Source organism: Bradyrhizobium sp. MOS001 (assembly GCF_004634465.1).
Lineage (GTDB): Bacteria > Pseudomonadota > Alphaproteobacteria > Rhizobiales > Xanthobacteraceae > Bradyrhizobium > Bradyrhizobium barranii.
Genome location: NZ_SPVJ01000087.1, coordinates 1 through 10693 on the forward strand (window position 1 = coordinate 1; position 10693 = coordinate 10693).

General features: G+C 59.2%; 14 protein-coding genes and 1 pseudogene. 7 read left to right on the forward strand and 8 right to left on the reverse strand.

The features are described from left to right. Window positions 1-165, forward strand: a 165-nt coding sequence (locus CT676_RS41865; protein ID WP_193560939.1) for a winged helix-turn-helix domain-containing protein, incomplete at its 5' end; no start/stop codon positions are given. Window positions 166-1086: 921 nt separating this feature from the next. On the opposite strand, the gene CT676_RS41870 is transcribed toward CT676_RS41865, so the two are convergent. Next, complete coding sequence (locus CT676_RS41870) at window positions 1087-1449, reverse strand: hypothetical protein (RefSeq protein WP_135217153.1); 363 nt, start codon at window positions 1447-1449, stop codon at window positions 1087-1089. A gap of 2108 nt (window positions 1450-3557) precedes the next feature. Between CT676_RS41870 and CT676_RS44635 the strand changes: the two genes are divergently transcribed. Then, the gene (locus tag CT676_RS44635) at window positions 3558-3728 is read left to right on the forward strand and encodes a hypothetical protein (RefSeq protein WP_167768337.1); all 171 of its coding nucleotides are present in this window, start codon (window positions 3558-3560) and stop codon (window positions 3726-3728) included. 33 nt (window positions 3729-3761) lie between these two features. After that, window positions 3762-3992: a hypothetical protein gene (locus CT676_RS41880; protein ID WP_085399377.1), complete on the forward strand. Its 231-nt coding sequence runs from the start codon at window positions 3762-3764 to the stop codon at window positions 3990-3992. Between the two features lie 62 nt (window positions 3993-4054). Here CT676_RS41880 and CT676_RS41885 read toward each other — a convergent pair whose 3' ends face one another. The 5 genes from CT676_RS41885 to CT676_RS46375 form a co-directional block, all read right to left on the reverse strand. Continuing rightward, complete coding sequence (locus tag CT676_RS41885) at window positions 4055-4273, reverse strand: hypothetical protein (RefSeq protein WP_085399376.1); 219 nt, start codon at window positions 4271-4273, stop codon at window positions 4055-4057. A 152-nt stretch (window positions 4274-4425) separates the two neighbouring features. Further along, the gene (locus CT676_RS44640) at window positions 4426-4572 is read right to left on the reverse strand and encodes a hypothetical protein (protein WP_161495768.1); all 147 of its coding nucleotides are present in this window, start codon (window positions 4570-4572) and stop codon (window positions 4426-4428) included. Window positions 4573-4769: 197 nt separating this feature from the next. Next, window positions 4770-5003, reverse strand: coding sequence for a hypothetical protein (locus CT676_RS44815; RefSeq protein ID WP_193560940.1), 234 nt, complete (start codon window positions 5001-5003; stop codon window positions 4770-4772). 79 nt (window positions 5004-5082) lie between these two features. Beyond that, entirely contained in the window at window positions 5083-5229 is a 147-nt protein-coding gene (locus CT676_RS46370; RefSeq protein ID WP_343287588.1) for a hypothetical protein, read from the reverse strand. Continuing rightward, window positions 5217-5657: a hypothetical protein gene (locus CT676_RS46375; protein WP_343287589.1), complete on the reverse strand. Its 441-nt coding sequence runs from the start codon at window positions 5655-5657 to the stop codon at window positions 5217-5219. The genes CT676_RS46370 and CT676_RS46375 overlap by 13 nt, the downstream gene beginning before the upstream one ends. Before the next feature lie 469 nt (window positions 5658-6126). Between CT676_RS46375 and CT676_RS41900 the strand changes: the two genes are divergently transcribed. Both CT676_RS41900 and CT676_RS41905 read left to right on the forward strand, forming a co-directional pair. Then, complete coding sequence (locus CT676_RS41900; RefSeq protein WP_135217154.1) at window positions 6127-6369, forward strand: DUF2934 domain-containing protein; 243 nt, start codon at window positions 6127-6129, stop codon at window positions 6367-6369. Window positions 6370-6431: 62 nt separating this feature from the next. After that, a pseudogene (locus CT676_RS41905) lies at window positions 6432-6686 on the forward strand (DUF1236 domain-containing protein); the annotation flags it as partial. Between the two features lie 68 nt (window positions 6687-6754). Here the strand turns inward: CT676_RS41905 and CT676_RS44820 are convergent. Then, window positions 6755-7018 (reverse strand): hypothetical protein, encoded by a 264-nt coding sequence (locus CT676_RS44820; RefSeq protein WP_193560941.1) that lies wholly within the window; start codon window positions 7016-7018, stop codon window positions 6755-6757. Window positions 7019-8047: 1029 nt separating this feature from the next. Here CT676_RS44820 and CT676_RS41915 point away from each other — a divergent pair. Further along, the gene (locus CT676_RS41915) at window positions 8048-8398 is read left to right on the forward strand and encodes a hypothetical protein (RefSeq protein WP_085399372.1); all 351 of its coding nucleotides are present in this window, start codon (window positions 8048-8050) and stop codon (window positions 8396-8398) included. Between the two features lie 859 nt (window positions 8399-9257). On the opposite strand, the gene CT676_RS45820 is transcribed toward CT676_RS41915, so the two are convergent. Further along, window positions 9258-9503: a DUF4142 domain-containing protein gene (locus CT676_RS45820; RefSeq protein ID WP_244623506.1), complete on the reverse strand. Its 246-nt coding sequence runs from the start codon at window positions 9501-9503 to the stop codon at window positions 9258-9260. Window positions 9504-9820: 317 nt separating this feature from the next. On the opposite strand from CT676_RS45820, the gene CT676_RS41925 reads away from it, so the two are divergent. Further along, window positions 9821-10390 carry a methyltransferase domain-containing protein gene (locus CT676_RS41925; RefSeq protein WP_167768338.1) on the forward strand — a complete coding sequence of 190 codons (570 nt, stop codon included), beginning with the start codon at window positions 9821-9823 and terminating at the stop codon, window positions 10388-10390. The last annotated feature ends 303 nt before the right edge of the window (window positions 10391-10693 follow it).

Below are 10693 nucleotides of genomic sequence, written 5' to 3' on the forward strand. Positions count from 1 at the left end.
CGCAACGCGCTGATGGACGCCGCCTATGACGACCAGGTCTATGTCGACGACCGCACCATCGACAGCCACATCAAGCGGCTGCGCAAGAAGTTCAAGGTGGTCGACAACGAGTTCGAGATGATCGAGACACTTTACGGCGTCGGCTACCGCTTCAAGGAAGCCTGAGGCTCACGCGCCTTCACGAAAGACTGAGAGCATCCCCGGTTCTCGTTCCATCGGGACCGGGATGGCTCTAGCGACAGGAGATTTTACAGGACCCTCGAGGTCAGTGTCAGCCTCATCCGTCTCGCGCCAGGCGCAAACGCGCGCCGAAGTCTTCAAGCACCGGATAGTCGCAACTCCGATACGACAGGGGCGGAGAGTCGGCCCCGGCTGGCAGGGGGGCAAGGGTAGGCCAGGGCCGCTCCCGCCAGCTCGGTTTGCGGTTCCTGTGCTAGCCAATAGGGTGTGCCGCGCCGATCGTGCGGAACGTCGCAGCATCGGCCGCAAGCTCCGGTCTGATCCGGCTCCTGCGGCCCTTCTGTTCTTCAGCGCTTTTGAGATTAGGCCACAGGCAGCAGAGATGAGGACTTGGCTGGGAACATGCCGGCTGCGGCCGACTTCTGTTCTGCGGTGACGGCCTCGGTCCCACGAGGCAAGAACCTGTCCGGAGGCCCCAGCATCATCATGCCCCCCGGCCCGGTGCTGAAAGATGGGTACCAATGCCAATACGGTTTTTGGGCGTTCTGGTGACGGCGGCCCTCCTGTACGTCGTTCTTGTTCATTAGACGCTGGCCCGTTCCCGATCTCAGGTGGCCGATTTTCAAATCACACTGGTCCTCATTGGGAGAACAGGTTGCGAAGGCGAATGCACCGCCGAACGTTCATTTCCGAGGGTGCGAGATTCCAACATTTGTCAATGGCAACAGGTAGTGGCCCGACTACAATATTAGCGATTGGCTGAGATCGCCGGGGCTACGGCAGCCAAAATAGCGCCGCCGGCCGCGGGGAGGGGATTGGCCTGATTTGATTTTTAACATTGTTGGTAGCGAGGTAAGATTCCGCATCGAAAAGTAAGCGCGACCGCCGGCTTATCCTCGCTAGACATCAGGTGACCCCGCGCAAGGGCAGCGCGAGCTGCATGTCGAAGCGCTTTGTGGCGTTGGCGGCGATGAAGTCTTGCAGCGCAGATGAGATCTCGGCGTCGATGTCGGCTGCGCGCTGGGCCAGTGCGTCGGCGATGTCGGAAGTAGCATCCCGCGACCACGCCTCGACGGGATTGAAGGATACAATTCGGACCGGATAGGCGTACTGGCCGGACAGGAGATTTTGCAGGATGATATCGAGGTCGGTGTCAGCCTCATCCGTCTCGCGCCAGGCGCAACCGGCACGCGCGCCGAAGTCTTCAAGTACAAGATAGATGTCGCGGTCCAGGCGCTCGGCCGGCACGATCGAGGGCGAGGAACGCATACGATACTACGATACGGACAAAGGCGAAGAGACGGCCCGGCTGCAGGGGTCAAGGGGGTAGGCCGGGGCTGCTCCGCCGGCTCGGCTAGGCAACCGAGCCGCAACGACTCAAATACCTGCCCTTGTCGTTCCCTTGAGTCCGCTGTCCCGGAAGAAACTCAAATGGGGGATGAGCCGGGGCCTAGAGGTTACCCTCGCGAGCACGGCCTCGAGGGCGCCGGGAAACTTGGCACTAGCCGCGATGTTCCTGCGCGACTAAGGCACTTGATTTCGGCCGGTGGCTGATTTTAATTTTATGTTGCCGGGGCTGGTTTTCATTACGGATGAGATTGCGACCGGCAGGGGGCCGCCATACCGCGGCCCCTATCATTTGGATAGAATGAGCAGCTAGCCGAGCGCGCCACTCACCGCGTGCTCAGGCTCCCAGAGGGTCCAGTCCTGCCAGCCCCGGACCGGAGCCTTTTGTTTGGGCCGCCAACTGAGGCGGCCTTAGTGCCTGCTGATTGGCTCAAATCTATCGAGCCTGGTTGCGCCTTCCCAAAGCTCTACCGCGCGCCCGTCTACAAGCAATTTGGCTCGTTCCCGAGCTTCCGCCTCGTCCTCCACCACAATATCAACGCGGAGCGTTATGTGCCCCGCGCCATCGATTATATATGCCCGAAACTCTCGCATGATCCCGCTCTAAAACACCCCGCAGGAACGAATTTAGAGCCGATCTAAAATCACGTCACTATCGAAATTAGGCCACTGCAAATTTCAAATTACGCCACTGAGGTCGGAAACAGGCTAGCGGCGTTAGCCCGAGACAAAACCGGTCTAGCTTTCTTGCGCGCAGCAGGGAAGGACAAGCGCGCCTGGAAAACTAGCCGTCGCCCTAATCTCTCCAGATCTCCTCACCGCATGGTGCACAGCGGTAAACCATCACTGCTCGGTCGCGCTTTACGTCCAGAACCGACGTGATGTAACGCGCGGGGAGCTTGCATTTAGGACACGGCGGCCCCGGTTGAGGTGCCCGCGACGACGATAGCTCGGGGTCGCTCATGACTCTCACCCCTCGAAGTTGCAGGTTCCTAAGTGCCAGAGTGAACATTTGTTCCAACGGGAAAAATGGGCAATCAAATCGAACCAGCGTTCACTTTTGAACGTTGCGAATTGAGGAGAACAAGGGAGACCGCCCTGGACGTGGTCGAGCGCTTCTTCATCGGACTAGCGATCATGGGTGGTACAGGTTTGCTTGCGTCGTTCGGCGCACTCCTTTCTATGTAGTTGGACCCGACACTCCGGTTCAAAACGTGACTTGCTTCGTCCAAAAACAGAACGGCAGCATCGCGCTGGTAAGGCGACGAATAATCACCCCAGCGAATAGCCGATACGAAATGAGCTAGCACAGCCAAGCAGACGCCCCTTACAGCGGCGCCCACATACCAGAGCTACACCTTTGGCCTGATGACGCGAGAAGTCTCTGATCCAGCCGGGCTCGTTCGTCATCTCCAGCTTCATGTCGCCTTCTCGGCGGTGGCTCCGTCCAGGAACGCGAGCCCGGACGTGACTTGTCGGCCACACGTCCGACTAAACCGAGACGGTTTGTCGGGATTCGGACAGACGAGCCAGCGCCATTTATTCAGCCTGTCAGCCATTGAAGTGGTGTGATCGGCGGATCAGCCCGGCGGTCTCCTCCAAGGGCCGCCGGGTTTTTCCGGTTTGCCAGTGGCTAGGGGCTGACGCCGCTGCGTGAGTGGAGGCAAGTGGATTGGATAGGAACGTTGGGCTAATTCCCCGATTGAACAGCAAAGGGGAGGATATCATGGTCCGTGACCTTTTGCTCCTGCTCGCCGTTTCAATCGTGTTGAGCGTATTTATCTGGAGCATCTTCGGAAAGTCGAAAACAAGGTCTGGGCATCCGCGAGGTGGAGCATCACTTTCTTTGAATGCCGCTCCGGATCTTTTCGACTGAGGTCTGAGTTCATCCGGAGAGGACCGAACGCTGACGCGTCCGTCGCCCGGCCACTTCAGCGCGGGCGGGCCCTTAAATCTCCTGCGCGCACTCTCGTGCGCCCAGCACGTTCTGCATAGGGTCAGCGGAGGATGGCCGTTCCCTCGAAGAACGAATGGCCGAGCAGGCCGCCAAACTCAAAGAGCAGGCCTGCCAGTTACCCGCCGGGCCGGAACGTGAAGCCCTGCTGAAGCGAGCACGCATCGCCGAGACCGGTGCGCACTTGAGTGATTGGCTGACCTCTTCCGGGATGCGGCAACCAGACCCAAGCCGCGTCGATCGCTAGGAACGCGAACCTGCCGTTAAGCATTTTTCGGGCATGCCAAGATACTTCTTCCACATCACCCACGAACGCACCGAGATCGATGACGTGGGAGAGGAGCTTCCGGACAAGCACGCCGCGTGGAGGGAGGCCACAGTCACGGCCGGGCAGATGCTTCAGGGCATAGACGGAAAGCTGAAGCCGGGGCGCGGTTGGCGTATGGAAGTGACGGACGAGTTTCAGAACACGCTCTACGTCCTGCACATCCAAGCTGAGAAGCCAAAGTGAGCGCTGACAAGAGCGAAGACATCCAACGCGAGGAGGAAAGCGCGGCAGGTTGTCCAAGACGATCAGGCGGCGCGCCAAACTAACGCACTCAAAATCAGACCTTTCCCATCCGGCTGATTGATCAGCATCTGCTTCACGCGCTCGGCTTCCGTCATGGTAAGGTTTGCCGCCAAGTCGGTCCCGATCAGAGCAGGTCCCTTACGTTCTCGATCATAAACCATCCAGCCGTTTCCACCCCGCCGAATAAGAAATCTCGACTGTGAAGATGCACGCTCATTCATGGTGGTCCACCAGCGCCTTAGATCTGTCGATCACGTACGGTTAGGCAGCCCTTCGTCTGCGGGACAGCCTCATAGCTCCTCAAGCACAACAGTAGCGGAGGAGCGCAAGATAGGGCCGTGAGGATCTCGCACTTCGATAGCTAGCCGACCCATCAAAGAACGAGGCGCGCCATCCAACACCGATTGGCCCAATGCCTCAAGCGCCAGCCTTCTGCAGCATCAACGTCCGGGAGATCGATGCCTTCATCGTCGATTTCGATACTGGTGTTGCTGTGATGGTCGAAGAAGTACTTGGGCATGGAGCATCAACCTGTCCGTAAAAGCCCAGTTCCTATTTTTCCCGACCCTCGTCCTGTCCGTTCGGCCGGCAACAGGGTATTTGTAAATTGCATTGCCCGTACAGATCGGGAAAAAATGGCATTATCAGGAACGTTCAAGAAGCTGGCTGAGTTGAAAGTCATGCGCCTTGCGCTCAAGTTTAATGTGCGCGGCGCAGCTACGCTGCAACGTGCATGCGCAGCACGGCCGCGTGAGGATCGCGATGTACACGACTGCGATATGCGATGAGCTGAGACAGGTAGAGCGCGATGTCGTTGAAGGAGAGCGGCGACTGGCAGAGCAAGAAGCGCTTGTTATTGAACTGAAGCGGCAGGACCTTGATACGGCCAAAGCTGAAGCCGAACTTGAACGGATGCGCGAAGAGCAGCGGCGTCGCGATCAGGATCGTCAACGTCTGCTCTCACGGCTGCAACCCTGAAGGAATTGCCGGCGAATGAGCCAACCTCCAGGGCAGCACGGGGCGGATTGGCCTACGCGGTGGAATTAGTCAGCAGATCTTCACCGGGTGGGATCAGCTTCACGTAGCTGCCACTTTCGCGCTTCCACAACCAGCCGCGCTCGATCGCGTGTTTGAGCCCGGCGCCAAATTCGCTGCCGCTGCCCTTCAGCTTGAACATATGATCCGGTCGATGTAGATGCGGCCGTCCTGCACGGCCGCGACGTTGGCTGCGAGCTCGAGGAGCTTGCGCGCGGCCGCTTCGGGGTCCGCGTAGGGGCGTTGCTCGGTGTGCTTCATCGGCTTGTCCCAATGGCCGCCTGCGCGGCGGTGATGTGCGCGCGGTGCGGGTAGCTCGAGGAACGGGCGGCGCTGATCCAGCGCGTGGAGGCCGATCCGCGGAAATGGAATGCCGACGAGATGGCTCAGGAGTTGGGCCCCTGGCTCACCCTCGAGGTGCGCCAAGCCCTCGGCCTTACCACGATCGGCAGCGTCGATGTCGATAAGGCCGGGCGTGAGAAACGCCGCGAAGATCGCAAGCGGCAGGAACGGGAGGACCATCGCCGCAATGATGGTGTTGTCCCTCGCGCCGAATATCTGGCGGCACATTCCAAGAGCCGCGATGAACTCTGGAAACCGCTCGGGATGTCGAGGGCGAAGTACTACCGGCTTGGCCTGCACAAGGCCGGTGAGACAGGTGCGTGTGTACACCAAAGATAAGGGAATCCCTGGTGTCCACGGTGCTGTCTCACGACTTCGACTTCAGCCTGTTCGGACCTCGGGGATCCAGGTGATGCGGGGAGCCGACATCGTAGCCCTATGGGCACGGCCTGGCTGAGACCCGGCCGACGCGGCGCCTCAGCGGCCGCGCGTGCACACCCGGCTCTCAACAGCCTGACCTCCAACGGAACCCAATCGACCGGGCGATCCGGGGAACAACAGCCTTGGCAACGAATCTGTTTGGGCCCCAGCCGATAGGTTATCCCCCAACCGCTGCAGGAAAACTCGCAAAATCTATTGCGATGATTGGGCGACGACAGGCATAATTTTCTGGATAGGCTGGACGGACTCAACTGCGATGGAAAAACTTCGAAAAGCAGATCAGATCTTGCCTGCCCGGGCAGCTGGCTACATCCGCGGTGAGATCACCGCAACTCAATTGGAGTTTGTGAAAGAACTCAGGAGGGGACTATTTAGCCGCTTGCGGCATAGACAGATCAGTGACCGCGCTTACGAGCTCTGGCAGCAAAGCGGCCGGCCTATGACGGGGCGGGATCTAGAGTTTTGGCTGGCGGCTGAGCGAGAGATCGATGCGCGATAGCCAAAGCTAGATCTCGCAACCCATCTGCCCAACCGACGCGCAAGCTGGCCAAGAGCGCGCACCTCGGCGCGATGTTCGGCGGCACCGTCGGTGCGGCCGTCGGCGCCGGCCTCGAGATTCCGAATGCCGTGCTCGGCGGGATCCCGCGCGACGACTCCGTCGTGATCCACGAGCGCGTCCTCGTCGGCGAGCCGCTGCCCCCGACCGTGGTGCTGCGCCCCATGACCAACTACACCGAGTATCGCGACGCGGTTGTGAACGACCGCCGAGTCATCGTCGAACCGCGCACGCGCCGGGTCGTGAAAATCATCGACTGATCGATCAGAGCGTGAAGGCTTTGAAGAGCCAGGCCCTCCGGAGCTTCACCCCGCGGGGCCTTAGTTCGTCAGGCCGAATTGGCGCGAAACGCCGGCGCCTGGTTGGGAAATCCATTGCGCAAACCACTCGCGTGAATTGCCAGCATGGCCGCGAGAGTATCGTGATGTACACGACTGCGACGCTCGATGAGCAGATAGAGCGCGATGTCGTCGAGGGAGAACGGCAGCTCGCAAACCAAGAGATGCTTATTGTCGAACCGAAGACGACCAAAGCTGAGGCCGAACTTGATCGGAGGCGCGCAGATCAGCGACTTCGGAACCAAGATCGACAACGTCTCCTGTCACGGCTGCAACCCTGACTCTGCCTCTTCGCCGGTGCCTGGATCCAGCGCGGTGGCGCTCTCTGGCAGAAGCCGACCGGCCGTATTGTTGATCAATCCAGGCGCAATGAAACTTTTGGTCAGGGAGGATATTGTGCTGAGGAGCCTTACTATTTTGGGAGGCCGCCATATGGCAGATCCTGTTCGTCACCTGTGGACCTCAGAAGAAATTGAGAAGCTCAGGGCGATGGCTGGGAATCACCGGCGCGAAAAGATAGCCGCTGAATTAAACCGAGGCGCCCCGGCAGTGGCCCTCAAAGCGCATCAGCTCGGGATCTCTTTGCGATACCACGCCATGCCAAAGCGTCGACCATCAACAGCCGAGTCAGCGCCTCGCAAGTGACTCGATTGTTCTCGACCAGAAGGGCTCATAAGAAGCTCCGCAAAGAAACTAAGGCGGCCTCAGTTGGCGGCCTATTTCTTATCGGGCAATTTTTGCGGAGTCGCTTGGGTCTCGCAATGAGCAAGCCAAGAATCTCCCGCCAAGTTTCAAGCGCGAAGCTTATCCTCCGCAAAGCCAGACAAGCCGAGACTGGATTGCATGTGTGCGAGTGGCTGCGGTTCGCACCGAAGTAGCTCACAAAGCAAAGGACCGCTGTCGTCCACAGCGGCCCCACACGCTTTCCGGGTTTCGATAATTCCGAAATGAATGGCTTAACCAGCCCCGGAATGCCACTTTGCTCCGGTTAACAAATCGTTTCCATAACCTAAGTGATCAGCGCCCCTAATTCTAGCGTGGAGGCCCGGCTTGGCCACCGACGGCACTGCTGGGTCTGACTATCCTGAGGCGGCCGGATCACGACGGAAGGATTGCTCGGCGGTGTGGGGCTATCCGTACAAGCGAAGCCACTTCGTGGCGCTCCGGCGCAGCAAGATTTCGGCGCGATCCACCATCAACGTGGTGGCTTGGAGAGCGGGGAGGTCCATAGGAACTTTCGGAGGTGCAACCCATTGAGCGGTCATTCAAGTAGAGGACCGCTCTTGAACCACATCGCCGTTATCTTAATCTTGCTCGTTGGTGGCTCGTCGCTCGCCTTGGCCCAGAGTACAGGTGGATCGAGCAGTGGCGGCTCGGCGGCGAGTGGAACTGCGGCCGCCGGCTCGAAAGGTTATGCGGGTGGCACCCTATCGACCGGGCATACCATAAGCGGCACTGGGGGCTACTCCAGTCCCAACGTGGGCAACGCGCTCAGCCACGCAGCGACCGGCGACGTGGATGCTTCCTCGGTTAGTCCGGCTCCAACTTCCCACGACAACGCGGTAGATACGCCCGCCGCCGAACGCGCCATAAAGAATTTGGGCAACACCGATATCGGCATTCTCAAGAAGTAGACCATGCTACAAGTCGGCTCGGTCTTGGCGTTGGCGCCAAGGCTATGCAGGCGGCAGTGATAGCATTGAGCACAGGATAGTCTGTCAGCTGCAGGGTAATCCTGCAGCACCGCCTCCTGAATTTCAGTTGGGCCTCTCAAGCCTCAAGACCGACGTCGTTGTGGCCATGGGTCAAAGACTGCCCTTGTTAGCCGGCATGACCTTGGTCGGCTCACTTTCCGGAAGCGGTCATTCACCTCGTTGGTACGGAGCACCACTAATTCGGGTGGCCCTGTTTTCCGAGGCCCCCTCAGTCAACAACCTTGCGTTCGATTGTCCGCCTCTGGGCGATCCACTCTGATTTTCTAAAGCTGGGATTACCTCACTCCATGGATTTGTCGCAGCGGAAGCGGACCGATGCCCGCAAGGAGGAGAGATGTACAGCGCGTGCCCAAAATGCCAGCGCAGCCCGGGCACGACTTCCGCCGCCTCGGTGTCGCAACCGATTAGCGATCGTGGCTCGCGGTCTAACGGGCTCGCGCGGAACTTGCTGCACCCGAGCGCCGCGGCTAATGCCATCCTTAGGTCGCGCAGTTCGTACGGATCGCTGGTGGCGAGACCCCGTTCGTTGTGTAGCGCCGCTTGTCTCGTTTTAGGCGCGCGGGCATCAAGGCTGGCCGAACTGTTCGAGTGCCCGGGGCTGATGCGATTTTGAACGTCCACATGAACCCGGCGCCGAAGCCGCTGCCACGCCTTACGCGCCTCCTCTCTGCCTCTTCGACCGTACGCGTCGGTCTCAACGCCCGCGTCAACCAATTCGCCGAAGAAGTCGAACTCGCTGGAGAATACACATTCCCAAGCGCCGGCAGCCGCGTGTCTCTTATTTTTGCGTACATGGTCCGCCGGGATCTTCCGCCCGGCGTTCTGGCAAATATTTGTTGCCGCGGTCCCGCCGACGCAATCCCGGCGTATTCCCGGCTTTCAACGATTTTGCGGTCTCCAAATGCTTTTGCAACGTATCTATCTGGCCGGAAGCATATTCTCCGGCAGCATCCTTACTTTTGGATGCCTTCTTGTATTCGGCGATATCCTTTTGGTGGTCTGCGATCATGTGTGTCGCGAACATTTTGACATCTTGTCATGTTCGGCTTTTTGCTTCGCATTCGGTGCGCTTGGTGAGTAACGAACCGCGCGGGCCCGCCAAGGCCACATCCGATATCAAGAATATGCATATCGGGGGTGACACCGAGCTGATCGATGAAATGGTCGGATGCCTGGCGGCCGCCAATATGAAACTCGTCTACGGGTGCGAGATCATCGACGGTCACCGAATCTATCGTCTTGCCGAGAGACTCGACCCCGCCGCGGATCGTCGCGATCAAGTTGCCACGCGTGTAATGGGTGGACATATCTTGCTGAGTTGTCATCTGCCAGCCGGTACCGGTGCCGGGTCGATGGAATCGATCTCACTCCCGAATACATCGAGACCGGACGGGTGCTCTGCGGCTGGGTCGGGCTCAGTACCGCATTTCGCTGCATCTGGGCAGCGCGCTTTCGATGCCATTTGCCGATGGTGTTTTCGACGGCGCCTACATGCTCCACGTAGGTATGAATATCGAGGTCAAATCCAAGCTTTGCTCGGAGGTCAGTCGCGTCCTGCGGCCGGGCGCGGTTTTTGGGATATACGATGTCATGAGGATCGGTGAGGGCGAGCTCAGCTATCCTGTGCCGTGGGCGACGACAGCTGCATCAAGCTTCGTGGTGGAGCCGGCGCATTACCGCAGCGCTCTGCAGGCGGCCGGCTTTGCGGTGATCGCCGAACTCAGTCGCCGAGACTTCGCGGTCACGTTCTATGACCAGTTCCGCGCCAGGATCATGGCGGCGGGCGGGCCACCCCCTCTGGGAATTCACGTTTTGATGGGCAGGAATGCATCGGACAAGATACAAAACATGATCCAGAACGTGGCCAGTGGCCACGTCGCACCGGTTGAGCTGATTGCTCGGAAAGCTTGATGGCGGTGCAAACAATTCCGCATGGCACCAAATGGACATCGATGTGCCCGCCGATGCGCATGTCTGCCTATTGGCCCTTTTGAGAAATAGCGTCCCGCTTCATGGATGTCGGCTCAGTGAGGCAGGGCGGACTAGATTTGCTAGGTTGAGTTCTTCGCGTTTTGACCCGAATGTATGGTCCGGCCGTGCGTAGCAAGAGGTTCGTCGATCAGGTGGTGAGTGGTCTTGCATCAATGTATCCGGCCTTTGATTGGAGCATTTGCTCCGGGCCATCATGGATATCAGCGCGCGTGCGTTCTCATT